A 26,140-nucleotide genomic window follows, 5' to 3' on the forward strand; every position below is an offset into this window, starting at 1 on the left:
ATTATTCCTCAATTTTTCCGCCAGCAGCTTCAATTGCAGCTTTAGCACCTTTAGTTACTCGAATACCACGAACTGTTACTGGTTTAGTCACTTCTCCAGATAACATAATTTTTGCATATTCGATTTGTGAATTAATCACATTAGCAACTTTCAAGCTATTTAGGTCAACAATATCACCTTCAACTTTCATTAAATCAGAAAGACGAACTTGTGCTGTTACCATAGCTTTACGTGAGGTAAAACCAAATTTTGGTAAACGACGATATAAAGGCATTTGACCGCCTTCGAAGCCACGACGAACGCCGCCACCTGAACGTGATTTTTGACCTTTAACACCACGAGTACCTGTTTTACCTAGTCCTGAACCGATTCCTCGGCCCACGCGCTTAGATGCATGCTTTGAACCTTCAGCAGGAGATAAAGTATTTAAACGCATTACTATTACTCCTCAACTTTAACCATGTAATAAACTTGGTTTACCATACCGCGGATTGCAGGTGTATCTTCACGTTCAACAGTATGACCAATACGACGTAATCCTAAACCAACTAACGTTGCTTTATGCTTCGGTAGACGGCCAATAGAACTACGAGTTTGTGTAATTTTAATTGTCTTTGCCATGGCTAATTACCCCAAAATTTCTTCGACGGTTTTACCACGCTTAGCAGCAACCATTTCTGGAGATTTCATATTTTCTAAGCCATCAATAGTCGCACGAACCACGTTAATTGGGTTAGTAGAACCATATGCTTTAGCTAGAACGTTACGAACACCAGCAACTTCTAATACAGCACGCATTGCACCACCGGCGATGATACCAGTACCTTCTGATGCTGGTTGCATGTAAACACGAGAACCTGTGTGAGCACCTTTAACTGGATGCTGTAAAGTATCGTTATTTAACGCAACGTTAATCATATTACGACGTGCTTTTTCCATTGCTTTTTGGATTGCTGCTGGCACTTCACGTGCTTTACCATATCCAAAACCAACGCGGCCATTACCGTCACCAACCACTGTTAGTGCAGAAAAACTAAAAATACGACCACCTTTTACGGTTTTAGAAACTCGGTTAACTGCGATTAGTTTTTCCTGCAGTTCACCAGCTTGTTTTTCGATGTTTGACATCTTTAACTCCTACCTTAGAACTGTAGGCCAGCTTCGCGAGCAGCATCTGCTAGCGCCTGAACTCGACCATGATATTGGAAACCTGAACGATCAAAAGAAACTTCTTTGATATCTTTCGCTAATGCGCGTTCTGCAATTGCTTTACCAACTGCTGCTGCTGCATCTTTGTTTCCAGTGTATTTTAAACTTTCACTGATAGCTTTTTCTAATGTTGAAGCCGCTGCCAGTACTTCTGATCCGTTTGGTGCGATAATCTGCGCATAAATATGACGCGGAGTACGGTGAACTACCAAGCGAGTTGCAAGTAGTTCTTGCATCTTACGACGCGCTTTAGTTGCACGACGGATACGAGCTGATTTCTTATCCATAGTGTTACCTTACTTTTTCTTAGCTTCTTTAGTACGCACAACTTCATCTGCGTAACGAACACCTTTACCTTTATAAGGTTCAGGACGACGATAAGCACGGATATCAGCAGCTACTTGTCCAATTAACTGTTTATCAGCACTTTTCAGAACGATTTCAGTTTGAGAAGGACATTCAGCTGTTACACCTGCAGGTAATTCATGATCAATTGGATGTGAATAACCAAGAGATAAACCAATTGTATTACCTTTAACTTGTGCACGATAACCGACACCAACTAGCTGAAGTTTTTTAGTAAAACCTTCAGTAACACCAATAACCATTGCATTAATCAATGCACGAGCAGTACCTGCTTGAGCCCAAGCGTCAGCAAAACCGTCACGAGGCGCAAATGTAATTTGGCCTTCTTCTTGATTAATAACAACAGCTTTATTTATTTCACGAGATAACTCGCCATTTTTACCTTTAATCGTAATTACCTGACCATTGAGTTTTACCTCTACGCCCGCAGGAACAACGACAGGTGCTTTTGCAACACGAGACATTTTTTTCTCCCTTACGCTACGTAGCAGATAATTTCACCACCAAGACCTGCTTGGCGTGCTGCACGATCAGTCATAACACCTTTAGAAGTAGAAACAACTGCAATACCTAATCCAGCCATTACTTTTGGTAATTCATCTTTACGTTTATAAATACGTAAACCTGGACGGCTAACACGTTTAATACTTTCTACTACAGCCTTACCTTGGAAATATTTTAAAGTGATTTCCAATTCTGGTTTAGTGTCACCAACTACTTTATAGTCCCCGATATAACCTTCTTCTTTTAGCACATTGGCAATTGCCACTTTTAGCTTAGAGGAAGGCATGGTGACTGCAACTTTATTCGCAGCTTGACCGTTACGAATGCGGGTCAACATATCTGCTATAGGATCTTGCATGCTCATCTATAACACTCCCCTGATTACCAACTTGCCTTTTTAAGACCAGGAATCTCACCACGCATGGCTGATTCACGAACCTTAATACGGCTTAAACCAAACTTACGAAGGACGCCATGAGGACGACCGGTTTGACGACAACGACGACGTTGACGTGATGGACTAGAATCACGAGGAAGCGTTTGCAATTTAAGCACTGCATTCCAACGATCTTCATCTGATGCATTAAGATCAGAGATAATCGCTTTTAATTCTTGACGCTTTGCAAAATATTTTTCTGCTAGCTTTACGCGTTTCTTATCGCGTTCAATCATTGATTGTTTAGCCATTATGCCCTACCTTACTTACGAAATGGGAAGTTAAAGGCAGATAATAAAGCTCGGCCTTCTTCATCAGATTGTGCAGTTGTTGTGATAGTGATATCTAAACCACGAACACGATCAACTTTATCATAATCGATTTCAGGGAAAACGATTTGTTCACGAACACCCATGCTATAGTTACCACGACCATCGAAAGATTTTGCGCTTAAACCACGAAAATCTCGAGTACGAGGAAGAGCAATATAAACTAGACGTTCAAAAAATTCCCACATACGTTCGCCACGTAAAGTGACTTTACAACCAATAGGATACCCTTGACGGATTTTAAAACCAGCAACTGATTTGCGTGCTTTAGTGACTAGTGGTTTTTGACCACTGATTGCTGCTAAATCTGCAACAGCATTATCTAATAATTTCTTATCAGTAATTGCTTCACCCACACCCATATTCAAGGTGATCTTTTCGATCCGAGGGACTTGCATGACAGATTTGTAGCCAAACTGTTCTTGCAGTTTATTTACTACCTGTGCTTTGTAGTAATCATGCAGTTTCGCCATCGTACACTCCAAATTACTTAATTGATTAATTTATTAGTAGACTTATAAAAACGGACTTTTTTACCGTCTTCAAAACGAAAGCCTACGCGATCTGCTTTGCCTGTATCAAGGTTAAAAATTGCAACGTTAGAAACGTTAATTGGCGCTTCTTTCTCAACAATTCCACCTTCTTGATTTAATGCAGGTACTGGTTTTTGGTGTTTTTTCACCAAATTGATACCTTCAACAATCACTTTACCAGTAGACAAAACACTTTTTACTTTACCGCGTTTACCTTTATCTTTACCGGCTAACACGATAACTTCATCTTCTCGACGGATTTTAGCTGCCATTACCCGCTCCTTACAGTACTTCTGGTGCTAATGAAATGATCTTCATAAACTTCTCAGAACGAAGTTCACGAGTGACCGGTCCAAAAATACGCGTACCAATCGGTTGCTCACTGTTATTATTTAAAATAACACAAGCATTGCGATCGAAACGAATGACAGATCCATCAGGACGACGAACACCTTTTCGAGTGCGCACCACCACAGCTTTAAGTACATCACCTTTTTTAACTTTACCACGTGGAATAGCTTCTTTAATGGTAACTTTGATGATATCACCTACCGCTGCATAACGACGATGCGATCCACCGAGAACCTTGATACACATTACGCTACGTGCGCCAGAGTTATCAGCAACATCGAGCCTAGTCTGTTCTTGGATCATTTTAATGCTCCGTATAAATTAATTATTGTCTAATCTACCTTCATCCACCTCAACTACCATGGATAAGAATAGACAACCAAAAACCCACTTACGTGAGGGCGCATAGTATAACACCACTCAAATGAAATGGATAGCATAAAATAAACGGCTGGTGAGCCGTTTATTATATTATGTACAGTTTTTAATCAAAAAGATTAGCTAACTGCTTTTTCAACGATTCGAACAAGAGTCCAAGATTTGGTTTTTGATAATGGACGACACTCTTTAATTTCTACAGTATCACCAATACCACACTCGTTGTTTTCATCATGTACATGCAATTTAGTCGTACGTTTAATGAACTTACCATATAACGGATGCTTCACTTTACGTTCAATAGCTACAGTAATAGATTTATCCATTTTGTCGCTAATAACACGACCTTGCTGAGTACGAATTTTTACTTCAGTAGTCATATTACGCACCCGCCTTCTCAGTTAATAACGTTTTAACTCGTGCAATATTACGACGCACTTGTTTTAACATATGAGTTTGTGTTAACTGACCTCCAGCTAATTGCATACGTAAGTTAAATTGCTCACGTAATAAATTAAGAAGTTCAGTATTTAACTCTTCAACGCTTTTTTCGCGTAGCTCTTTTGCTTTCATTTACATCACCGTCTTAATCACAAAGGTGGTTTTAATTGGCAGTTTTGCAGCTGCCAACGCAAATGCTTCACGAGCAACTTCTTCCGGTACACCGTCCATTTCATAAAGGACTTTACCTGGTTGAATCTGAGCAACCCAGTATTCAACGTTACCCTTACCTTTACCCATACGCACTTCAAGTGGTTTTTCAGTAATTGGTTTATCAGGGAAAACTCGAATCCAGATTTTACCTTGACGCTTAACTGCACGAGTCATTGCACGACGTGCTGCTTCGATCTGGCGCGCAGTCAAACGACCACGACCCACAGCCTTAAGACCGAATGTACCGAAACTTACATCAGTACTCACAGCAAGACCACGATTGCGGCCCTTGTGCACTTTACGGAATTTTGTACGCTTTGGTTGTAACATCAGCGACGCTCCTTATTGTTTTCGGCCTTTGCGCTGCTTTTTCGGTTGAGCAGCAGGTTGTTTTTCTGCTTGTTCAACGGCAGCCATACCACCAAGGATCTCACCTTTGAAGATCCACACTTTAACACCAATAATACCATAGGTTGTCAATGCTTCTGATAAACCATAGTCGATGTCCGCTCTTAATGTATGTAATGGTACGCGACCTTCACGGTACCACTCACTACGAGCAATTTCAGCGCCGCCCAAACGACCACTTACTTCAACTTTGATACCTTTAGCACCCGCCTTCATTGCATTTTGTACCGCACGTTTCATTGCACGACGGAACATAACACGGCGTTCTAACTGAGAGGTAATACTGTCAGCAACTAATTTAGCATCTAGTTCTGGTTTACGAACTTCAGCAATATTAATTTGTACTGCAACATCACGTTTCTCTTTTTTGTCTTTGTATTTATTGACAATAGAAGCTACGGCATTACGTAATTTTTCAACGTCCTCACCTTTTTTACCAATCACAATACCTGGACGAGCAGTGTGAATAGTAATGCGAACGTTAGTTTCTGCTGAACGATCGATAACAATTTTAGAGATTGATGCTTGTGCTAATTCTTTATTTAAGAATTCACGCACTCTAAAATCACTTTCTAAATTATCAGCGAATGTCTTTGTACCCGAATACCATGTAGATGTCCAAGGCTTGACGATGCCTAGTCGGATACCATTTGGATTTACTTTTTGACCCATTGCTATTCTCCAGCCTAGCGATCTGAGACGATCACGGTGATGTGACTCGTACGCTTCAAAATTCGATCTGCACGACCTTTCGCACGAGGCATAATACGCTTCATGGTTGGGCCTTCGTCTACGAAAATTTTCGCAACTTTCAGATCATCAATATCAGCACCATCGTTATGCTCTGCATTAGCAATAGCAGACTCTAATACTTTTTTAACAAGTACAGCCGCTTTTTTATTGGTGTACGTTAAAATATCAAGTGCCTGAGACACTTTTTTACCGCGAACAAGATCTGCAACTAAGCGAACTTTTTGTGCAGAAGAACGAGCGTGGCGGTACTTTGCAATTGTTTCCATCTCTTTCTCCTACTTATTTCTTCTTAGCTTTCTTATCCGCAGCGTGGCCGCGATAAGTACGAGTCGGCGCGAATTCACCCAATTTATGACCAACCATTTCGTCGGAAACATAAACTGGAACGTGCTGACGACCATTATGGACAGCGATGGTCAATCCGATCATGTTAGGAAAGATCGTTGAACGACGGGACCAAGTACGAATTGGTTTCTTGTCCCCGCTTTCCACCGCTTTCTCTACCTTCTTCAGCAAGTGTAGGTCAATAAAAGGACCCTTCTTGAGAGAACGTGGCATAGCTAATCCTCTATATTAATTATTTCTTATTGCGACGGCGAACAATATACTTATCAGTACGTTTGTTGCTGCGCGTTTTCAATCCTTTGGCTTTTTGACCCCATGGAGACACAGGATGTTTACCAAAGTTACGACCTTCACCACCACCATGTGGATGGTCTACCGGGTTCATTGCTGTACCACGAACAGTAGGACGAACACCACGCCAACGCGTTGCACCCGCTTTACCTAGTACGCGAAGCATATGTTCTGAGTTACCCACTTCACCAATAGTGGCACGGCAATCAGATAATACTTTACGCATTTCACCTGAACGTAGACGTAATGTTACATAAGCACCATCACGAGCAACGATTTGAACATAGCTACCAGCTGAGCGAGCAAGTTGTCCGCCTTTACCTGGTTTCATTTCAATATTATGCACGGTAGAACCTACTGGAATATTGCGCATTGGTAAACAGTTACCTGTTTTAATCGCTGCATCAACACCAGATTGGATCTGATCACCTGCTTTTAAGCCTTTAGGCGCTAAAATATAACGACGTTCACCGTCTTTATATAGAACCAATGCAATATTTGCACTACGGTTCGGATCATATTCCAAACGTTCAACAACTGCTGGAATACCATCTTTATTACGCTTAAAGTCGACAATACGATAATGTTGTTTATGACCACCACCGATATGACGGGTAGTGATACGACCATTATTATTGCGACCACCAGTTTTGCTTTTTGTATCAAGCAACGGTGCATAAGGCTTACCTTTATGCAACTCTGGGTTAACCACTTTAACAACGTGGCGACGACCCGGAGATGTAGGTTTACACTTAACAACTGCCATTGTTCTTACTCCTCCGAATTACTCAGCGACGCCAGCAAGGTCTAAATTTTGACCTTCTGCTAAAGTAACGTAAGCTTTTTTCCAGTCGCTACGGCGACCGATTTGTTGACCACGACGTTTTACTTTGCCTTTAACAACAAGAGTATTAACGTCATCTACTTTGACTTCAAATAGTTGTTCAACTGCGGCTTTAATCTCTCTCTTAGTAGCATCTTTAGCAACTTTCAATACTAATGTATTTGTTTTTTCCATTGAAATAGATGCTTTTTCAGAAACATGTGGTGCTCGCAGGACTTTAAGCAGACGCTCTTCACGAATCATGCTAACATCTCCTCTACTTGTTTAACGGCATCAACAGTGATAACCACTTTGTCAAATGCAATCAAACTAACTGGATCAATACCTGCCACATCACGCACATCAACTTTATATAAGTTACGTGCTGCTAAGAAAAGATTTTCATCAACTTCAGAGGTAATGATTAGAACATCTTTTAGGTTCATATCATTTAATTTCTGAGTTAATAATTTAGTCTTAGGTGCTTCAACAGTAAATGTTTCAACCACGATTAAACGTTCTTGACGCACTAATTCAGAGAAAATACTCTTTAATGCACCACGATACATTTTACGGTTAACTTTTTGGCTATGATCTTGTGGTTTTGCTGCAAATGTTACACCACCACTACGCCAGATTGGGCTCTTAATAGAACCTGAACGAGCACGACCTGTGCCTTTTTGACGCCATGGTTTTTTGCCTGAACCAGCGATTTCTGCACGAGTTTTTTGTGCGCGAGAGCCTTGACGAGCAGCAGATGCATAAGCAACAACTACTTGGTGAACTAACGCTTCATTAAACTCACGTCCGAAGGTAGTTTCGGAAACAGAAAGCGCTTGCGCGTCTTTTACTACTAATTCCATCTCTATCTCCTCGACGTTAAGCCTTGATTGCCGGTTTAACAATTACGTCACTATTGATCGCGCCTGGTACTGCTCCTTTAATTAATAAAAGGTTACGTTCAGCATCAACACGTACAATATCTAAGTTTTGAACAGTTACACGTTCATTACCTAAGTGACCTGCCATTTTACGACCTTTGAACACTTTACCTGGAGTTTGGTTTTGACCAATAGAGCCATGACCACGGTGTGCCAAAGAGTTACCATGAGTAGCATCTTGAGTGCGGAAATTCCAACGTTTAGTTACGCCAGCGAAACCTTTACCTTTAGATGTACCAGTAACATCAACTTTTTTAACGTCTGTAAAAATATCAACGTTAATGCTTTGACCTACAGTATATTCGCCTTCTTCAAAACGGAATTCCCATAGACCACGACCAGCTTCAACGCCAGCCTTAGCGAAATGACCTGCTTCAGGTTTGTTTACGCGGCTTGCTTTTTTGCTGCCAGTAGTAACCTGAATAGCTTGATAACCGTCATTTTCAAGTGTTTTAACTTGAGTAACGCGGTTGCTTTGAACTTCAACTACGGTGACAGGAATAGAAACACCCTCTTCGGTGAAGATTCGTGTCATTCCTACTTTACGACCGATTAAACCAATCATTGTTTCGACCTCTCAATCATTCAGCTTAGGATTAACCTAAACTGATCTGCACATCAACACCGGCAGCAAGATCTAGACGCATTAAAGCATCAACTGTTTTTTCAGTTGGCTCTACAATATCAACTAGACGTTTATGAGTGCGAATCTCATATTGATCACGCGCATCTTTATTAACGTGCGGAGAAATCAATACTGTGAAACGCTCTTTGCGTGTCGGTAATGGAATAGGACCACGAACTTGTGCGCCAGTGCGCTTCGCAGTTTCTACAATTTCAGCAGTTGATTGATCAATCAAACGATGATCAAACGCTTTTAACCGGATACGGATTCTTTGGTTCGACATGAGACCAGAGCTCCACTATTTAAAAGTTATAACAAAAGATTACTCCTCTTGCCCTGTTTCGATTGACAGGAGAGTGTAATCCGTTCTTTTCGTAATCTCCAAATCGGAGATATTGTTGATATAATTCGATATTTTGACATAAAGACTATATCTTTTTACGCATTTGTTTATTGAAAAATCAGCAAACAAAGTGCGACAATTATACGGGATTTATTTGCTAATGCAAGGAGTAATTATAAAAACTTGTGTATAATTATCTAATTGATTAGCTAATAATGAAACAGTAATCATAGTGATGCTGTTTCATTATTTAAAAGCAGTTTAGATTACAAAATACAATCTTTATTTGCATTAAATTTATTTGCTATTGCAATAATTCATCGCAATTTCAGAAGCTAATTTTGCATTATTAAAGACTAGGTTGATATTTGCTTCTAAACTATCACCACCAGTTAATTCCACCACTTTTGCCAATAAAAATGGGGTAGTTTCTTTACCTTTAATGCCTTGTTCAACTGATTCTTTTAATGCTTTTTCAATTGCTGTTGAAATTGACTCTTCATCCATTGCATATTCTGTTGGAATAGGATTAGCAACCACAACCCCACCATTTAAGCCTAAATCCCATTTTACCTTAATCATTTCAGCTATTTGTTTTGCACTATCTAGTTTGACACTAACATCAAATGGGCTGGTTCGACTAAAGAATGATGGTAGTTTATCAGTCTGATAGCCAACCACAGGAACACCAAATGTTTCTAGATATTCCATAGTTAAACCTAAGTCTAAAATTGATTTAGCTCCAGCACAAACAACTGCAACACTAGTATTCGCAAGTTCTTGAAGATCGGCTGAAATATCAAATGTATGTTCTGCCCCACGATGAACACCACCTAGACCACCAGTTGCAAACACACGAATACCGGCTAATTCAGCGATAATCATAGTTGCGGCAACGGTAGTTGCACCATTTTGTTTATTAGCTACAACTACTGGTAAATCTCGACGACTCACTTTAGTTACATTTAATCCTTCTTTACCAAGAATTGTTATCTCTTCTTTTGACAAACCAGCTTTTAAACGACCATTAATTACAGCAATAGTGGCAGGTATTGCGCCATTTTTTCTGACAATTTCTTCTACTTTTAATGCAGTTTCAACATTTTGTGGATATGGCATACCATGTGAAATAATGGTAGATTCTAATGCCACAACCGGTTGATTATTTTCAAGAGCTTGTTTAACTTCAGGCGAAATATCAAGATATTGATTATATTTAGACACATTGTTCATGAAAGGGACTCCAAAATATTTTGAACACAATTAATTGATAAATTAGGATTATTAGTAAATTCAGATGATAATGTTAATGCCGAACAAGCTTGACCAAATCGCACACTTTGATAAAAACTCAGTCCATTCAAGTAACCTTGAACAAGCCCTGCAAGCATGGCATCACCAGCACCAGTAACGCTGACAATATCAGTTGGAATGGATGCAGACCAACCACGATCACCATTGATTTCGCTATAATAAACACCATCAGCACCAGCACTAATTGCAATTCGTTGCACACCTTGCTGATGGAACCAGTCAACCACTTTAGGAATATCGTCATTGGTTTCGATTTTTATTCCACTTAAAATTTCAGCTTCTAATCGGTTAGGTTTTAAAGTATGAATATATGACAACCAAGCTTTAATCTTATGAGATTTAAATGCAGATACAGTATCAACAAAAATAGGCACTTCTCCTGCATTATTAAACAGCCATGTTAATGCTTCTTGTTGCAAATTACAGTCGATAACCAGTAATTTAGCATGCTGAATTAACTGCTTAGATTCATTTAATAAACTTGGTGTTAGCTTGTTAATAATATCCATATCATTAATAGCTATCACCATTTCTCCTGATTCATCAAGCAGAGAGAGGTAAGTTGAAGTACTGTCGCCTTTTATTACATGGCAATGCTCCATATTAACACCTGCTTTTCGGGTATGTTCAATAAGCTGGGCACCATAAAAATCATCACCAATCATTGAGATAAGATGGGTATCAAGTCCTAAAAGCGCCAAATTTTCAGCAATATTTCGCCCCACACCACCAGGAGTACAACGAATCTTACCTGGATTAGAATCTTGATAAACTAATTTTTCATCTGAATATCCAGTCACATCCATGTTACAAGAACCAACAACAACTACATGATTATGTTCAGACAAAAGATAACCTTTTCCTTTTATATAACCTTTTTGAGTCAAAGTCATAATGTAACCAGCGACACTAGAACGGGTAATGCCTAACATTTCAGCAATCGCTTGCTGTTGGATGAAGGGATCTTTGCGAATAATCGTGAGGATCTGCTTTTCTCTTTTATTCATAAACACCTGTTTATTTTTAAGCATATGTTTAGACTACGACTATATCAGAATCGTTATTAAGTTAAAAGCAGTTAAGTAAATTAGGTAATGAAAATGTGATAATTATCACAAGCAAAAAATTTGAGGAAAGCCGTTTTTACAGAATGATGTCGCCATGAAGGCGACTAATTAATGATCTTCTTTAGCATGATTTAGGCTATATCTTGGGATTTCCACTTCAAGATCTTCATTGGTCACCCTAGCTTGGCAACTTAAACGACTATGAGGCTCGACACCCCAAGCTTTATCTAGCATATCATCTTCTTGTTCATCACTTTCTTCAAGTGAGTCAAATCCTTTTCGAACAATACAATGACAAGTTGAACATGCACAAGACATTTCACAAGCATGCTCTATTTCGATATCATTGCGCAAAGCGACATCTAATATCGATTCGCCTTCTTCAGCCTCAACAGTTTTTCCTTCAGGACAAAGCTCAGCATTTGGTAAAAAGGTAATTTTTGGCATAATAATCTCATTGGTTAAATATCATCAACGCTATGCCCTGTTAAGGCATCACGTATTGATCTATTCATACGTTTAGCAGCAAAGGTTTGTGTTGTGTTATCAACAATCTTTATTTGCTGCTCAATCAAAGAACAATCGTCAGATTCCGTTGCTTGTTGCAATTGTTGTTTAGTATTCAAGATAAGATTAAGTTCTTCTTCATTTAATAAATCGGCATCTTTATCTAGAGCAGATTGTAATGTTTCAAGGACTCTGGCTGCCTCTACTTTCTGCTCGGCGAGCTTTCTTAGTTGTTTATCTTGATTTGCATAATTGATTGAATCTTGAATCATGCTAGCAATTTCATGTTCAGACAGTCCATAAGAAGGCTTAACTTGAATCGCCGCCTCAATCCCTGTCGATTTTTCCATTGCAGTGACACTCAATAAACCATCAGCATCGACTTGAAAGGTAACTCGAATATGCGCACCACCTGCAGGCATAGGAGGGATCCCTCGCAAAGTAAATTTTGCTAATGACCTGCAATCGGCAACACTTTCTCGTTCACCTTGCAAAACATGAATCATCATCGCCGTTTGACCATCTTTAAATGTGGTAAACTCTTGTGCACGGGCGCATGGAATTGTACTATTACGAGGAATAATTTTTTCAACTAATTCCCCCATAGTTTCAATCCCTAAAGATAAAGGAATAACATCCAGCAATAACATGTCTGAATCAGGTTTATTGCCAACCAATATATCAGCTTGAATTGCTGCGCCAATAGCAACAACTTTATCGGGATCAATCGACGTTAATGGTTCTATTTTGAAATAGTGACCAACTAATTGTCTTACTAATGGCACTCGAGTTGAACCACCGACCATCACAACTTCACTAACTTCATCAAAATCAATTTGCGCATCTTTCAACGCTCGGCGACAAACAGCCAATGTTCGTTTAACTAGAGGCTCAATTAAGTCTTCAAATTGTTTACGGGTTATTGAGAAAGACTGCCCTTGTATATTTACTAAAGCAGAATCTTGCTGACTTAGTAAAATTTTAATTTTAACAGCTTCATCGATAATTTTCTGGTTTATATATGGGTCAGAATTGTTATTTAAACCTAACTGCGTTTTTAAATAATCAGCAAGTAATCGGTCAAAATCATCACCACCAAGTGCTGAATCGCCGCCAGTTGCTAAAACTTCAAATACACCTTTATGTAGGCGTAAAATAGAGATATCAAATGTTCCACCACCTAAATCATAAACAGCAATAACACCTTCTTTACCTGAATCTAAGCCATACGCGATAGCAGCAGCTGTTGGTTCATTCAGTAATCTTAAAACATGTAATCCAGCTAATTTAGCCGCATCCTTAGTTGCTTGTCTTTGCGCATCATCAAAATAAGCTGGTACTGTTATTACTGCACCATCAATCTCACCATCTAAGCTTTGTTTTGCTCGATCAACCAAAGCAATCAAAATCTCAGCTGAAACTTGTACTGGATTCACTTGTTGATTAGGTAAATTTAATAAAGGAACACCATTATCAGTTTGTGAAAAAGTATAAGGAAAGCGCGAACTATCAATATCAGTTAAACTTCTTCCCATTAAGCGTTTTACGGAACTAACCGTATTAAATGGATCATTGGCTGCATTAGTTTTAGCATTTTTACCGACCGTAATAATAGTATTATCATCATAGTCTAGGCCATAATGCACAACCGATGGTAATAATGCATTACCGTCTAAATCAGGTAAAACGTCTTCTTGCCCACTACGAACTGTTGCCACTAAAGAATTAGTTGTACCTAGATCTATGCCAATAGCTAATCGACGTTGATGGGGTTCTGGTGTTTGTCCCGGTTCACTAATCTGTAATAATACCATTTGATCTATCTCTAATTGATGTGTTACTTAATCTTAAATTATAAAGCAAATTGCTTTTCTTGTAACTTTTCGATCTGTTCAATCAATCTAGTCAGATAACGGAGTTTATAGATTTGATTAACTGCGTTTTGCCAATCTTGTTGGGACATATGTTGCAATAGCTGATGATAGACTTGTTTTTTTCGTTGCGAAATTTCGGAATGAAAATCATCTAACAGATCAACATTATTCTGATTTTCAATATCGTCCAATTTTTCACGCAAACTAAATTGTTCCATTAAGAAATCGGCATCATGAATAATATTTTGCTCTGTTGCCACATCAAAACCTTGCAAAGACAAAAAATATTCAGCCGCTTTTATCGGATTTTTCAGGGTCTGATAACCATCATTGATCATCGCTGATTTCTGAATAATGGCCATTTTTTCATTATCATTTGCATTGGTAAAGTTATCGGGATGATATTGACGTTGCAATTGTTGATAGTTGGCCGTTAACTGACCACTATCAATAGGTAATTGGATTGGTAATTGAAATAATTCAAAGTAATTAATCACAATTCATGTCCCATTAAACATTAAAACTTTCGCCACAACCACATTCATTGCTAGCGTTAGGGTTATTGAATTTAAAGCCTTCATTTAGACCTTCTTTGACAAAATCAAGCTCTGTTCCATCAATATAAACTAAGCTCTTTTTGTCAACGATAACTTTGACATCTTTATCTTCAAAAACACTATCATCATCATTAATAATATCAGCAAATTCTAATACATAAGCCATTCCAGAACAGCCAGAAGTTTTAACGCCTAACCGAAGCCCAACACCTTTACCTCTGTTAGCTAAAAAGGCCTGAACTCGATTTGCTGCGCTATCAGTTAATGTAATTGCCATTAACGTTGTCCTTTTTTGGTTTTATAGTCATCAATTGCTGCTTTGATGGCGTCTTCAGCTAAAATTGAACAGTGAATTTTAACCGGAGGTAAAGCTAATTCTTTTGCTATATCAGTATTTTTTATTGCTTCAGCTTCATCTAATGATTTACCTTTAATCCATTCAGTCACTAATGAACTTGAGGCAATTGCACTACCGCAGCCATAAGTTTTAAATTTGGCATCTTCAATAATGCCATCATCATTAACTTTAATTTGTAATCGCATTACATCGCCACATGCTGGTGCACCAACCATACCACTTCCAACATTCGGATCATTTTGATCGAAAGAACCTACATTGCGAGGATTTTCATAATGATCGACGACTTTTTCACTGTATGCCATAATTTACTCCTAATTTTTAATGGGCTGACCATTTAATTTTTGTTAAATCAACACCATCTTTAAACATTTCCCAAAGCGGAGAAAGATCTCTTAATTTACCGATAGAATCTTTGATTAATTTGATTACATAATCTACTTCTTCTTCTGTACTAAATCGACCAAATGAAAATCTTATTGAGCTATGGGCCAGTTCATCATTAAGTCCCAGCGCCCGTAATACATAAGATGGCTCTAAACTTGCAGAAGTACATGCTGAACCAGATGATACAGCTAAATCTTTTAGCGCCATCATGAGAGATTCACCTTCAATATAAGCAAAACTAACATTTAAAATGTTAGCCACACCATGCTCTAATGAACCATTAAGATAGACTTCTTCAATATCTTTTAATCCATTCCATAAACGAGTTTTTAGTGCTAAAAGACGTGGCATTTCTGTTGCCATCTCTTCTTTTGCTATACGGTATGCTTCACCCATACCCACAATTTGGTGTACCGGTAAAGTACCAGAACGCATACCGCGTTCATGTCCACCACCATGCATTTGGGCTTCAATACGCACGCGAGGTTTACGTCTAACATAAAGTCCACCAATGCCTTTTGGTCCATAGATCTTATGTCCAGAAAACGACATAAGATCGACTTTTAATTTGGTTAAGTCTATCGGTAATTTACCAACACTCTGGGTTGCATCAACATGAAATACAATACCTCTTTCACGACACATTTCACCGATTTTTTCGATATCCTGAATAACACCAGTTTCATTATTAACGTGCATAATTGATACAACAGTTGTGTCATTACGCATCGCTGCAGCCAGTTTATCAAGATCAAGAATACCATTTGATTCTGGTGCTAAATAAGTCACTTCATAACCTTCTCGTTCTAATTGACGACAAGTATCAAGTACTGCTTTATGTTCAGTTTTACAGGTAATAATATGTTTACCTTTAGCATGATTAAAATGAGCCGCACCTTTAATGGCTAAGTTATCTGCTTCTGTCGCACCTGAAGTAAAAACAATTTCACGTGAATCGGCACCAATTAAGTCAGCAATTTGATTTCGTGCAATATCAACTGCTTCTTCTGCTTGCCAACCAAATTTATGTGAACGAGAAGCGGGATTACCAAAAACACCATCGGGTGTTAAATACTGCATCATTTTTTCAGCTACTCTTGGATCTACAGGCGTTGTTGCTGCATAATCCATATAAATAGGTAATTTCATTAATTACTCCCAATTACAAATTCTGTATTTTTAATTAATTCTGTTTTGATGAAGATGACTTTGTCGATTAGAGACGGCTTTCACTTCTTGATTATTAACCAATTCGCTCAAAGTGATGCTGGTCAAAAAATCATTGATTCGTTCACTTAAGTCATTCCATAAGCTATGGGTAAGGCATCTTACACCGTTTTGACATCCGGTATTACCGTGGCATTTAGTCGCATGAACAGTTTCATCAACAGCTTTTACAATTGAGCTAATCGCAATTTGCTCCATACTACGGCCAAGTACATAACCACCACCAGGACCTCTAACACTTGAAACTAAACCATTTTTACGCAATCGCGAAAACAGTTGTTCTAAATAAGATAGTGAGATTTCCTGACGTTCTGAAATATCAGCAAGTGAAACAGGGCCTGATTCTGAATGCAGTGCTACATCTAACATAGCTGTCACTGCATATCGCCCTTTTGATGTCAATTTCATTAATCATTCCCCTATATTTAACAGTAAATATTTTATATATCCTTTACTTTTAGTCAAGTATTTAGTTGACTATTTTAGTGGGAATTAAGTTAACAGTTCTTCATCGACGAAATATACGGGAATATGCTAATCTAATAAACTAATTTGATACAGGAGTTTAAGAATGAATTTAGTGATACGTTGGTGTTTGATATTAAGCATACTTTGGGCTAAAAGTGTGTTTGCAGAGCCTACTTTGAGTGATTTGCGACAAAATTATCAAAAGTGGCAAAATACTTATCAATCATTAACTTTTGATGAACAACAAACATTACTAAAACAGTTAAAAAACTATCCATTATACCCTTATGCTGCCGTGCAATTTTTTCAAAATAATATTAAAACAGTATCAACACAAGCAGTAAGTGATTTTGCAAAAAAATATCATGATTTCCCATTAACATCGTCATTAACTCAAGCTTATATAACTGAGCTAGCTAATCGTCAAGACTGGAATGCAATTATCACTTTTCCTATAGATAATTCTATTGCTTCTAATTGTCGATACCAGTATGCAAAATTACAGCAACATCAAGACAAATCAGTGTTAGATAATGTCGAATCGCTATGGTTAACAGGTAAAGAATTACCTTCAGCTTGTGATCCTTTATTAGATACATGGTCAAAAAGTGGTAAACGCACAGCAAATCTTATTTTGTTACGTATAGAACTTGCACTGGAAAACAACAATTTAAAATTAGCTCGCCATTTAACCAACTTACTAGATGATAACTATCAAACAACCAAAAATCATTTATTAGCTATTTTCGATAATCCACGAAAAATTGAAGCTTTTTCAAAAAATATTAAAACGAGCACCTTCACAAAAAAAATTGTCTTAGCATCTTACCCTCGGTTAGTTAAAGCTGACAAAAATGTGGCTGCAGCATTATTACCACAACTAATTGAAAAACAGAATTTCACTGATGATGAGCAAATTAGATTACAACAAAGCTTAGCCAATAGTTATTTTAGTGATTCAGCAACCCCAGAACAGATAAAATGGCGGGATAATTATATTAGCAAAAGTCATGACTCGACTTTAGTTGAAAAACGTATTCGCATGGCTATTGATGCTAATAATTACAAAGATATTGCACATTGGCTAAAACAACTAACTCCAGAAGATCAATTAAAAGAAGAGTGGCAATACTGGCACGCTCGAGTATTACTCAATAACAAAAAAACTAACGAAGCAAAACATATCTTAAAAAGTTTAACTAATAAACGTGGTTTTTACGGAATGGTAAGTGCACAAGCTCTTAATCAACCATATACTATCAATAATTTATCGAAAAAGATCCCGAGTACAGAAGTCAATGCACTAAAAGCCAAGTATGACCAGCAACCATATGTCATTAGAATCAAAGAATTAAGATTATTAGGTATGTTAACGGAGTCAAAACAAGAATGGCGATATGTACTTAAAAACCAAGCAGCAGAAAATGAATATTTAGATTTAGCTAAATACGCTTATCAGAAAGGTTGGGGAGAACTAAGTATACAAGCAACAATATCAGGTAAATTATGGGATAATTGGACTGAACGCCTACCTATCATGTATAAAAACTTATATAATGATGCCTTGAAAGATAAAGCGATTCCATTATCTTATGCTTTAGCAATAACTCGGCAAGAAAGTGCATTTGACACAATGATACAATCTCCAGTTGGAGCCAGTGGTTTAATGCAATTAATGCCAGCAACAGCTAAGGAAACAGCCAAAAAAATCAATAATATTACCTATTATTCACCAAGCCAACTGTTTGAACCGACAACGAATATACAGTTAGGTACTTATTTTTTAAATAGCGTTTATTTACAAAATGATAACAATCGTATTTTATCCTCGGCGGCCTATAATGCAGGTCCTGGCCGAGTAAAAAAATGGTTGAATAATAGTAATGGAAAACTTGATGCTATCGCATTTATTGAAAGTATTCCCTTTAATGAAACTCGAAATTATGTCAAAAGTGTATTAGTTTATGATTATATTTACCAATATATTTTAGGAAATCAACACCCTCATATACTGACAACAAACGAATTTAATAGACAATATTAATGGTGCATTACATGAAAACTAAAGAATGGAACCAAACGGTTGAAATATTACACCAAGCATTTAATAGCGGTTATTCATTAGATATATTGAAATTACTGATGACAGCTGATGAGCGGGATGCATTAATCACAAGAGTTAAAATTGTCCGTTCATTACTGGATGGCTCAATTAATCAACGCCAACTTAAAGAGCAATTGAAAATTGGCATTGCCACTGTGACCAGAGGCTCGAATAGTTTAAAAGAAGCAACTCCTGAATTTAAAGTGTGGTTGGAAAACATTCTATTGAAATCAGATAAATAAAATAATAGTCAATATTTATCAAAACTAGTTAAAGTAGACTATAACAAGTTTGACTGGATATTGACTTCATCATCTGCAACCACAGGAACACAATAATCGCATTCCATAGTATGAATATCTTCAAAACATTTAATCGTATCATCATGATGATTATGATGAATCTCAATTAAACAGCTTGAGGTGCGTAACCGAACTTTCAATGCAGGCATTGCAGCTAAATGGACTTGAGAAATAAAATCGCTGAAATTTTCTAGCAAACCGATATATTTAAAACAAAGATATAAACCACCTTCATTAACAATTGGTTCTATATGCTCAAGATTATTATTATGATCTAAGGCAATTGTATATAAAAGTTCTTGTTCATTAGCATTATCTTTACTTTTCAAGATACGGCTAAAAGCAAAAATCTTATCCGGTAAACTGTCGCTATTGTGAGCATAATGGGATAAATAATTTTGAAAAAACTGCGATCTTAATTTATTTTCTTCATCTAAAATTTGACTCAAATTACAATTATTTTTGTAAGAGATCCCCCAAAAAGTTTGTTTCGGCATATTCACAAATTTAGGTTCAGGTAAAGAAAGTCGATTTTTATTTAATTCAATAGCAGGAGTTAACCCGGTAGGATCCCAAAATTCACCACGACGATAACTTGCTGGTGTTTCATTAAATTGCTTTTTAAAAGAACGAGTAAAAGTTTGCTGCGAATCAAAACGATATTGCATAGCAATATCTAAAATAGGTTTACTTGTCATGCGCAAAGATAATGCCGCATAAGTTAATCTGCGGTGACGAATATAAGTACCAAGCACTTGACCAGTTACTTCTTTAAACATCCGTTGTAAATGCCACTTCGAATAACCTGATTTCTGGGCGACATTATCAATAGATAAGGGTTGCTCTAAATTTTTTTCAATCCAAACGATAAGATCTGAAATAATACTAACTTGATTCATATAACCCCATCATGATGTGAATTGGCAAACATTATGCGATTATGACTTAATCACAGCAATAAGCAAGATGTAAATCGAAAATTTTTTAACAATATGAATGGCTTCCAGCTTGATGTTCGGTAATATCTTTTACGCCAGCCAGTTCAGGGAATTCAGCAAGTAGCTGTTTTTCAATCCCCTCTTTTAAAGTGTAATCGACCATCGAACAACCATTACAACCACCGCCAAATTGTAATATCGCATAATTATCATCGGTTAATTCAACCAAACTCACATGACCACCATGACTAGCTAATTGTGGATTAACCTGTGCTTGAATAACATAATTGACGCGTTCAATTAACGGCGCATCATCGGCAACCTTTTTCATTTTTGAATTCGGCGCTTTCAAAGTTAATTGAGAACCTAATTCATCTGTTACATAATCAATCACCGTTTCCTCTAAAAAAGGAGCGCTAATTTCATCAATATAAATAGCAAAACCTGCTTGTTGTTGTTCTTCTATATCGCTATCTTCTATAGTATCTGCTGGGCAATATGAAACCCCACATTCTGCCGATGGTGTGCCAGGATTAATAACAAAAACCCGAATTTGTGTACCATCAGGCTGATTAGCAAGTAATTTTTTAAAATGTTGTTGCGCTGATTCAGAAATGGTAATAATAGACATAATCCCTCACTTTGACACGATTGACATTAATCATCACTAACATCATCGATAATAGTTGACTAACCTTGTTGGTCATTATAGGGGGTGTTTTAGATTTTACAAGATGGTGCGACATAAACAAACTACCTGAATATAGTTTGCCCCACAATGTTTTAACTGTTGGCTAATGGCATTTATGGTATTGCCGGTAGTAACAATATCATCAATAAGCATTATCGATTGATTGGTTAAATCATCGCGGCAACTAAATAAGGTTTCAACATTGGTCATTCGTTGTTTAAGCGATAGATACTTTTGATCGTGTGCCACTGACTTTCGTGATAACAGATAAGGTTGAAAATCACAATTGAGCCATCTAGCTATTGGTCTCGCTAATAATGCCGCTTGATTAAAGCCTCTAGACCAATAACGAAAATGGTGCAATGGAACACAAGTTACAATATCTGGTTTAACCAAACCACTACTCAACCGTCGTTGATACCACGCTAAAAACATTAATCTAGCCAGAACATTAGTTAATTCAGTTTTTCGATAAAATTTTAAATGTTGGATTAATCTTTTTAACGGTGCCATATATTCTGTTACCGCAATCATTTCATCCCAATAAGGCCGATTATCACGACATCGATAGCAGATTTTGGTTGATAATGAATGAGGAAGACTACATTGATAACAAATCTTATTAAATTTTGGTAAGTTTTTAACACATTGACTACAAATCCCATGAAGAGGCAACACTAAAGGCATGTTACATAAAATACATCGCATAATAATTCATCGCTTAGCAAAAAATTTTGAGGAACAGGGTTTTTTATCTACAAAATATGCTTAAAAATACAAAGAAAATAGAAAATAAACTCACTAATAAAATGAATTATAATAAATAAAAACTATTTTTTATTTATTAATCGCAATATTGGAATCTATCACCCAGAATTTTAGTTAATTAGTCATATTAATCATTTCAATTCATTTAATATTCGGTATAATTTGCCCACTATTTTGGAGTAAGGATTTGTTAAATGAAAAAAATCAAACTATTACTTATATCATTACTATTAAGCCTTTTTTCAACTGTTGCATTGGCTGATAGCAAAGTATTATTACAAACCAGTATGGGCGATATTGAAATTGAATTAGATAGTGAACATGCACCAATTACCACGAAAAATTTTCTTGATTATGTCAATAGCGGCTATTATGAAAATTTAACCTTCCATCGAGTCATTCCTGGATTTATGATTCAAGGCGGTGGCGCTGATGATCAATTAAAATTCAAAGAAACTCAACAACCAATTAAAAATGAAGCCAATAATGGCTTGAAAAACGATCGCGGAACTATCGCAATGGCAAGAACCAATGTTGTAGATAGTGCAACTAGCCAATTCTTTATTAATGTTGTCAATAATGATTTTCTTAATTACCAATCACCAGACCAATATGGTTATGCTGTTTTTGGTAAAGTCATTAAAGGAATGGATGTCGTTGATAAAATTGTTAATGTCGCTACAAAACGCATGGGACCACATCAAAATGTCCCTGTTGAACCAATCTATATTAAAAAAGCAACTGTGATTGAAGATAAACAATAAGTTGTTCTAAAATTAATCAACACTTCAAGTAAACCACCTTAATGATTTAAGGTGGTTTTTTTATTAAATAATAGGATTATTTTTTTAATTTATTACAAGCTCTTTCAAATCCCAGATCACAAGACTGTTTAAAATACTCATTAGCTAATGATTTGTCTTGCTTAATGCCATCACCCTTATCATATATAAGCGCTAAATTGTATTGAGCATCAGGCACGCCTTGTTGTGCCGATTTTGTAAACCAATATACAGCTTTTACTTTATCTTGTTCTACACCATCACCTTTATCATACATAAACGCTAAATTGTTTTGTGCGGAGGGATGTCCTTTCTCAGCAGCTTTTGTATACCAATATATCACTTTTTGTTTATCTTGTTCTATGCCATCACCTTCATCATACATAAGCGCTAAATTGAATTGAGCATTAGATTCACCTTTTTCAGCTGCCTTTGTATACCAATATGCTGCCTTCTGTTTATCTTGTTCTACACCATCACCTTTCTCATACATAATCGCTAAATTATATTGTGCGTTAGATTCACCTTTTTCAGCTGCCTTTGTATACCAATATAACGCCATTTGTTTATCTTGCTCTATGCCGTCTCCTTTATCATACATAAGCCCTAAATTATTTTGTGAATTAGAATTACCTTGCTCTGCTGCTTTTGTATACCAATATAACGCCTTTTGTTTATCTTGTTCTATGCCATCACCTTCATCATACATAACCGCTAAATTAAATTGTGCATCAGATTTACCTTTTGCTGCCGCTTTTTTGTACCAATATGCGGCCTTTTGTACATCTTGCTCTATACCATCACCTTCATCATACATAAGTCCTAAAATATATTGGGCTTCGGCATTACCTTGCTCCGCTTCTACTTTACATGGAGTGAAAGCCTCTTCATTACTCCCCATCAACCAATATATTTCGCATTGATTTGCATAACTTGAAAAAGAACACAGAATTAATAACCCAAAAGATACTAGTTTTTTCATTGTATTTCCTATACATGCTAAAATAGACACTACTATTTTTTATTTTATTCATTATATATAAATGTATGTATCAAAATAATCATTAGCATTAATTTTCTTAATTATCGCTCACAAATAATAAAGTTATTGTGTAATGAATAAACCTATAAAGAAGAAAGATTACTGATAAGATTATGACTGTCGAATTTAACATATAAGACCACGTCAAAATGCCCTTGTTGAACCAATCTATATAAAAAAAGCAACAGTGGTTGAAGATAAACAATAGGTTGTTCTAAAATTAATCAACACTTCAAGTAAACCACCTTAGTGATTTAAGGTGTTTTTTTATTAAATCTTAGGATTATTTTTCTAATTTATTACAAGCTTTTTCAAAACCCCGCTCACAGGACTGTTTAAAATACTTATTAGCTAATAATTTGTTTTGCTCAACCCCATCACCTTTATCATACATAATTCCTAACCTGTATTGTGCTTCAGGGACGACATTCCGCTCCGCTAATTTAGTATACCAAAATGCTGCTTTTTGTTTATTTTGTTCAACTCCATCACCTTCATCATACATAAGAGCTAAATTAAATTGTGAGTTGAAGTCACCTTGTTCTGCAGCTTTTTCATACCAAAATATCGCTTTTTGTTTATCTTGTTCTATTCCATCACCTTTATCATACATAAGTCCTAACGCGTATTGTGCATCCATATAACCTTGTTCAGCTGATTTTATATACAAAGTTAAAGCTTTTTGTATATTTGGTTCAACGCCATGACCATATTCATACATAATACCTAAATTATATTGTGATGGGGGGTCATTTTGTTCTACAGCTTTCTCATACCAAAATAACGCTTTTTGGGAATCTTGTGTTTCATCATCACTTTGATCATACAATATGCCTAGAGTATATTGTGCATCTACATAACCTTGTTCGGCTGATTTTGTAAACCAATAAATAGCCTTTTGATATAGTGAATCATCTTGCTCATCTCCTGTTATAGCCTGATAATATAAGTCACCTAAAAGATACTGCGCTTCTGAACTACCTTTTTCTGCTTCTTGTGTACATTCAATAAGTGCCTTTTCATAATTTTTATTTTCATATTCTGTTGTACAATCCCTCGCATAAGTAACAAAAGAAAATAAGAGGGGCATAACTAATAGTAACTTTTTTATATTCATGATATTCCTTATATATTTATAAACTTTTTTAAAATTCTATTTAATGCATCATAAAATCATTACTAATCATTTTAATATAGTTAACAAATTAGCCAACGTTCTTACCCCGATACCTGTTGCACCAGTTGCCCATAAAGCGGTTGCGCTTTTACGGAATGTAGCTGAACAGTCAATGTGTAGCCAATTTTGTTTATAATTTTTAATAAAATGAGATAAAAATGCCGCAGCAGTACTTGCACCAGCGGTATTTGGTGATCCAGAATTGGCCATATCAGCAAAAGATGATGGAAATTGACTACGATGAAAATCAGCTAATGGTAATCGCCAAAAAGCTTCATGTTCCACGAGGCTACTAGCTAATAACTGATTTGCAAAGAGATCATCAAACGAAAGTAATGATTGGTAATCGTTACCTACAGCAATTTTTGCTGCACCAGTAAGGGTTGCACAGTCAATAATATAATGAGGATTATCGTTGTCAGCACTAATTAATCCATCAGCTAAAACTAACCGTCCTTCCGCATCGGTATTATCAACTTCAACAGTTTTACCATTACGATATCGAATAATATCACCCAGTTTAAATGCCTTACCACTCACCAAATTATCAGCACAACACAGATAAAGTTTGATACGATGTTTAACACCTCGAGCAATAGCAAGTGCCAGAGCACCAGTTACTAATGCTGCGCCCCCCATATCCGATCGCATTGATTCCATAAAACTGCTTGGTTTTAAGCTATAACCACCAGAATCAAAAGTAATACCTTTACCGACTAAACAAGCAACAATTGGCGCTTTAGGATTTTTAGTCGGATTATAATCAAGCTCAAGCAACGCTGCCGGTCGTTCTGATCCTTTGCCAACCGTGTAAATACCTATATAATCCTGTTCTTTTAATGCTTCACCTGAAGTAATGTTATAGGTAATATCTGAGGAATAATTACTAATTAAGTTTGCACTTTGTGTTGCCAGTTCTAACGGGCTTAATGTTTCAGCTTGTTGATTAACAATATCTCGACACCAATCAATAATTGCGAGACGATATTTTAGTTCTTGCTTATCTTGACTATCAAGTTTGGCCCAACTTACTTTATTATTATTCTTAGCATTACGATAACCGAGCCAAAAATGCCAACAAGATTCTAAATCCCAATTATCACCACTAAGTTTAACTGACTTAATACCTTGATTATCTAGTTTTCGAGCAGCTCGCTGAATAGCACCATGTCGATGGTCAGGTTGATAATGAATGGTAATGGCATCATCAGAAAAACTAAGTAAAGCATCTTTACCCCATTTAGATGGAGCAGGTTTTTCCGATAATAAGATAGATAAAGTCGACATA

39 protein-coding genes are annotated in these 26,140 nt (G+C 36.7%); 3 read left to right on the top strand and 36 right to left on the bottom strand.

Annotation, left to right across the window (positions count from 1 at the left end; translation table 11 throughout):
* Position 1 precedes the first annotated feature (1 nt).
* The 30 genes from rplO to iscR all read right to left on the bottom strand — a co-directional run bounded on the left by rplO (position 2) and on the right by iscR (position 16,988).
* Entirely contained in the window at positions 2-436 is a 435-nt protein-coding gene (rplO, locus tag H3T80_RS10780; RefSeq protein ID WP_110446966.1) for a 50S ribosomal protein L15, read from the bottom strand.
* Positions 437-441: 5 nt separating this feature from the next.
* Positions 442-621: a 50S ribosomal protein L30 gene (gene rpmD, locus H3T80_RS10785; protein ID WP_025314400.1), complete on the bottom strand. Its 180-nt coding sequence runs from the start codon at positions 619-621 to the stop codon at positions 442-444.
* A gap of 6 nt (positions 622-627) precedes the next feature.
* Positions 628-1,128 carry a 30S ribosomal protein S5 gene (rpsE, locus tag H3T80_RS10790; RefSeq protein WP_025314399.1) on the bottom strand — a complete coding sequence of 167 codons (501 nt, stop codon included), beginning with the start codon at positions 1,126-1,128 and terminating at the stop codon, positions 628-630.
* 14 nt (positions 1,129-1,142) lie between these two features.
* Positions 1,143-1,496, bottom strand: coding sequence for a 50S ribosomal protein L18 (rplR, locus tag H3T80_RS10795; protein ID WP_034902364.1), 354 nt, complete (start codon positions 1,494-1,496; stop codon positions 1,143-1,145).
* 9 nt (positions 1,497-1,505) lie between these two features.
* Positions 1,506-2,039, bottom strand: a complete 534-nt coding sequence (gene rplF, locus H3T80_RS10800) for a 50S ribosomal protein L6 (RefSeq protein ID WP_110446965.1) — start codon at positions 2,037-2,039, stop codon at positions 1,506-1,508.
* 11 nt (positions 2,040-2,050) lie between these two features.
* Complete coding sequence (gene rpsH, locus H3T80_RS10805; RefSeq protein WP_034902370.1) at positions 2,051-2,443, bottom strand: 30S ribosomal protein S8; 393 nt, start codon at positions 2,441-2,443, stop codon at positions 2,051-2,053.
* 17 nt (positions 2,444-2,460) lie between these two features.
* The gene (rpsN, locus tag H3T80_RS10810; protein WP_025314395.1) at positions 2,461-2,766 is read right to left on the bottom strand and encodes a 30S ribosomal protein S14; all 306 of its coding nucleotides are present in this window, start codon (positions 2,764-2,766) and stop codon (positions 2,461-2,463) included.
* An 11-nt stretch (positions 2,767-2,777) separates the two neighbouring features.
* Positions 2,778-3,317, bottom strand: a complete 540-nt coding sequence (gene rplE / locus H3T80_RS10815) for a 50S ribosomal protein L5 (RefSeq protein ID WP_025314394.1) — start codon at positions 3,315-3,317, stop codon at positions 2,778-2,780.
* A 17-nt stretch (positions 3,318-3,334) separates the two neighbouring features.
* A complete protein-coding gene (gene rplX, locus H3T80_RS10820; RefSeq protein WP_065651344.1) occupies positions 3,335-3,649 on the bottom strand; it encodes a 50S ribosomal protein L24 in 315 nt (104 codons plus the stop codon).
* Positions 3,650-3,659: 10 nt separating this feature from the next.
* Positions 3,660-4,031, bottom strand: a complete 372-nt coding sequence (rplN, locus tag H3T80_RS10825; RefSeq protein WP_025314392.1) for a 50S ribosomal protein L14 — start codon at positions 4,029-4,031, stop codon at positions 3,660-3,662.
* 194 nt (positions 4,032-4,225) lie between these two features.
* Positions 4,226-4,486, bottom strand: coding sequence for a 30S ribosomal protein S17 (gene rpsQ / locus H3T80_RS10830; protein WP_025314391.1), 261 nt, complete (start codon positions 4,484-4,486; stop codon positions 4,226-4,228).
* Position 4,487: 1 nt separating this feature from the next.
* Positions 4,488-4,679 carry a 50S ribosomal protein L29 gene (gene rpmC, locus H3T80_RS10835; protein ID WP_034902373.1) on the bottom strand — a complete coding sequence of 64 codons (192 nt, stop codon included), beginning with the start codon at positions 4,677-4,679 and terminating at the stop codon, positions 4,488-4,490.
* Entirely contained in the window at positions 4,680-5,090 is a 411-nt protein-coding gene (gene rplP, locus H3T80_RS10840) for a 50S ribosomal protein L16 (protein ID WP_025314389.1), read from the bottom strand.
* A gap of 12 nt (positions 5,091-5,102) precedes the next feature.
* Positions 5,103-5,840, bottom strand: coding sequence for a 30S ribosomal protein S3 (gene rpsC, locus H3T80_RS10845; RefSeq protein ID WP_034884234.1), 738 nt, complete (start codon positions 5,838-5,840; stop codon positions 5,103-5,105).
* A gap of 14 nt (positions 5,841-5,854) precedes the next feature.
* Positions 5,855-6,187, bottom strand: a complete 333-nt coding sequence (rplV, locus tag H3T80_RS10850; RefSeq protein ID WP_034884235.1) for a 50S ribosomal protein L22 — start codon at positions 6,185-6,187, stop codon at positions 5,855-5,857.
* 13 nt (positions 6,188-6,200) lie between these two features.
* Entirely contained in the window at positions 6,201-6,479 is a 279-nt protein-coding gene (gene rpsS / locus H3T80_RS10855) for a 30S ribosomal protein S19 (protein ID WP_024496505.1), read from the bottom strand.
* A 19-nt stretch (positions 6,480-6,498) separates the two neighbouring features.
* On the bottom strand, positions 6,499-7,323 hold the full coding sequence (rplB, locus tag H3T80_RS10860; RefSeq protein WP_034902376.1) for a 50S ribosomal protein L2: 825 nt from the start codon (positions 7,321-7,323) through the stop codon (positions 6,499-6,501).
* A gap of 18 nt (positions 7,324-7,341) precedes the next feature.
* Positions 7,342-7,644 (bottom strand): 50S ribosomal protein L23, encoded by a 303-nt coding sequence (gene rplW, locus H3T80_RS10865; protein ID WP_034885052.1) that lies wholly within the window; start codon positions 7,642-7,644, stop codon positions 7,342-7,344.
* Positions 7,641-8,243 (bottom strand): 50S ribosomal protein L4, encoded by a 603-nt coding sequence (gene rplD, locus H3T80_RS10870; RefSeq protein WP_034902381.1) that lies wholly within the window; start codon positions 8,241-8,243, stop codon positions 7,641-7,643. Before rplD ends, rplW begins: the two co-directional genes overlap by 4 nt.
* A gap of 16 nt (positions 8,244-8,259) precedes the next feature.
* Positions 8,260-8,886, bottom strand: a complete 627-nt coding sequence (rplC, locus tag H3T80_RS10875; RefSeq protein WP_034902384.1) for a 50S ribosomal protein L3 — start codon at positions 8,884-8,886, stop codon at positions 8,260-8,262.
* A gap of 31 nt (positions 8,887-8,917) precedes the next feature.
* Entirely contained in the window at positions 8,918-9,229 is a 312-nt protein-coding gene (rpsJ, locus tag H3T80_RS10880; protein ID WP_006120582.1) for a 30S ribosomal protein S10, read from the bottom strand.
* Between the two features lie 357 nt (positions 9,230-9,586).
* Positions 9,587-10,522 carry a pseudouridine-5'-phosphate glycosidase gene (locus H3T80_RS10885; RefSeq protein ID WP_198201679.1) on the bottom strand — a complete coding sequence of 312 codons (936 nt, stop codon included), beginning with the start codon at positions 10,520-10,522 and terminating at the stop codon, positions 9,587-9,589.
* Positions 10,519-11,610 carry a PfkB family carbohydrate kinase gene (locus H3T80_RS10890; protein WP_198201680.1) on the bottom strand — a complete coding sequence of 364 codons (1,092 nt, stop codon included), beginning with the start codon at positions 11,608-11,610 and terminating at the stop codon, positions 10,519-10,521. The genes H3T80_RS10885 and H3T80_RS10890 overlap by 4 nt, the downstream gene beginning before the upstream one ends.
* 168 nt (positions 11,611-11,778) lie before the next feature.
* Positions 11,779-12,117 carry an ISC system 2Fe-2S type ferredoxin gene (fdx, locus tag H3T80_RS10895; protein WP_065577886.1) on the bottom strand — a complete coding sequence of 113 codons (339 nt, stop codon included), beginning with the start codon at positions 12,115-12,117 and terminating at the stop codon, positions 11,779-11,781.
* Between the two features lie 14 nt (positions 12,118-12,131).
* Positions 12,132-13,991: a Fe-S protein assembly chaperone HscA gene (gene hscA, locus H3T80_RS10900; protein ID WP_198201682.1), complete on the bottom strand. Its 1,860-nt coding sequence runs from the start codon at positions 13,989-13,991 to the stop codon at positions 12,132-12,134.
* A gap of 38 nt (positions 13,992-14,029) precedes the next feature.
* Positions 14,030-14,548, bottom strand: coding sequence for a co-chaperone HscB (gene hscB, locus H3T80_RS10905; RefSeq protein ID WP_198201684.1), 519 nt, complete (start codon positions 14,546-14,548; stop codon positions 14,030-14,032).
* Positions 14,549-14,561: 13 nt separating this feature from the next.
* On the bottom strand, positions 14,562-14,885 hold the full coding sequence (gene iscA / locus H3T80_RS10910; RefSeq protein ID WP_065577888.1) for an iron-sulfur cluster assembly protein IscA: 324 nt from the start codon (positions 14,883-14,885) through the stop codon (positions 14,562-14,564).
* A complete protein-coding gene (gene iscU, locus H3T80_RS10915) occupies positions 14,885-15,271 on the bottom strand; it encodes a Fe-S cluster assembly scaffold IscU (RefSeq protein ID WP_034884104.1) in 387 nt (128 codons plus the stop codon). The genes iscA and iscU overlap by 1 nt, the downstream gene beginning before the upstream one ends.
* 16 nt (positions 15,272-15,287) lie before the next feature.
* Positions 15,288-16,502: an IscS subfamily cysteine desulfurase gene (locus tag H3T80_RS10920; protein WP_065577889.1), complete on the bottom strand. Its 1,215-nt coding sequence runs from the start codon at positions 16,500-16,502 to the stop codon at positions 15,288-15,290.
* A 30-nt stretch (positions 16,503-16,532) separates the two neighbouring features.
* On the bottom strand, positions 16,533-16,988 hold the full coding sequence (iscR, locus tag H3T80_RS10925; RefSeq protein WP_065577890.1) for a Fe-S cluster assembly transcriptional regulator IscR: 456 nt from the start codon (positions 16,986-16,988) through the stop codon (positions 16,533-16,535).
* Between the two features lie 163 nt (positions 16,989-17,151).
* Here iscR and sltY point away from each other — a divergent pair, with 163 nt between their 5' ends.
* Together sltY and trpR are read left to right on the top strand one after the other, a co-directional pair.
* Positions 17,152-19,092 carry a murein transglycosylase gene (sltY, locus tag H3T80_RS10930; RefSeq protein WP_110446962.1) on the top strand — a complete coding sequence of 647 codons (1,941 nt, stop codon included), beginning with the start codon at positions 17,152-17,154 and terminating at the stop codon, positions 19,090-19,092.
* A gap of 11 nt (positions 19,093-19,103) precedes the next feature.
* Positions 19,104-19,394 (top strand): trp operon repressor, encoded by a 291-nt coding sequence (trpR, locus tag H3T80_RS10935; protein ID WP_207463508.1) that lies wholly within the window; start codon positions 19,104-19,106, stop codon positions 19,392-19,394.
* 38 nt (positions 19,395-19,432) lie between these two features.
* Here trpR and robA read toward each other — a convergent pair whose 3' ends face one another.
* From robA to H3T80_RS10950, 3 genes are all read right to left on the bottom strand, one after another.
* The gene (gene robA / locus H3T80_RS10940; protein ID WP_198201686.1) at positions 19,433-20,353 is read right to left on the bottom strand and encodes an MDR efflux pump AcrAB transcriptional activator RobA; all 921 of its coding nucleotides are present in this window, start codon (positions 20,351-20,353) and stop codon (positions 19,433-19,435) included.
* Positions 20,354-20,438: 85 nt separating this feature from the next.
* A complete protein-coding gene (gene nfuA / locus H3T80_RS10945; RefSeq protein WP_065577966.1) occupies positions 20,439-21,017 on the bottom strand; it encodes a Fe-S biogenesis protein NfuA in 579 nt (192 codons plus the stop codon).
* A gap of 102 nt (positions 21,018-21,119) precedes the next feature.
* On the bottom strand, positions 21,120-21,791 hold the full coding sequence (locus tag H3T80_RS10950) for a phosphoribosyltransferase family protein (RefSeq protein ID WP_198201689.1): 672 nt from the start codon (positions 21,789-21,791) through the stop codon (positions 21,120-21,122).
* A 254-nt stretch (positions 21,792-22,045) separates the two neighbouring features.
* Here H3T80_RS10950 and H3T80_RS10955 point away from each other — a divergent pair, with 254 nt between their 5' ends.
* Positions 22,046-22,615, top strand: coding sequence for a peptidylprolyl isomerase (locus H3T80_RS10955; protein ID WP_198201691.1), 570 nt, complete (start codon positions 22,046-22,048; stop codon positions 22,613-22,615).
* A gap of 76 nt (positions 22,616-22,691) precedes the next feature.
* On the opposite strand, the gene H3T80_RS10960 is transcribed toward H3T80_RS10955, so the two are convergent.
* The 3 genes from H3T80_RS10960 to pepB form a co-directional block, all read right to left on the bottom strand.
* Positions 22,692-23,615 carry an SEL1-like repeat protein gene (locus tag H3T80_RS10960; protein ID WP_198201693.1) on the bottom strand — a complete coding sequence of 308 codons (924 nt, stop codon included), beginning with the start codon at positions 23,613-23,615 and terminating at the stop codon, positions 22,692-22,694.
* A 343-nt stretch (positions 23,616-23,958) separates the two neighbouring features.
* The gene (locus H3T80_RS10965; RefSeq protein WP_198201695.1) at positions 23,959-24,792 is read right to left on the bottom strand and encodes a tetratricopeptide repeat protein; all 834 of its coding nucleotides are present in this window, start codon (positions 24,790-24,792) and stop codon (positions 23,959-23,961) included.
* Between the two features lie 66 nt (positions 24,793-24,858).
* Positions 24,859-26,139, bottom strand: coding sequence for an aminopeptidase PepB (pepB, locus tag H3T80_RS10970; protein ID WP_232350183.1), 1,281 nt, complete (start codon positions 26,137-26,139; stop codon positions 24,859-24,861).
* Position 26,140 lies beyond the last annotated feature (1 nt).

Origin of the sequence: Gilliamella sp. W8145, assembly GCF_016101145.1 — a bacterium.
Classification (GTDB): domain Bacteria; phylum Pseudomonadota; class Gammaproteobacteria; order Enterobacterales; family Orbaceae; genus Gilliamella; species Gilliamella apis_A.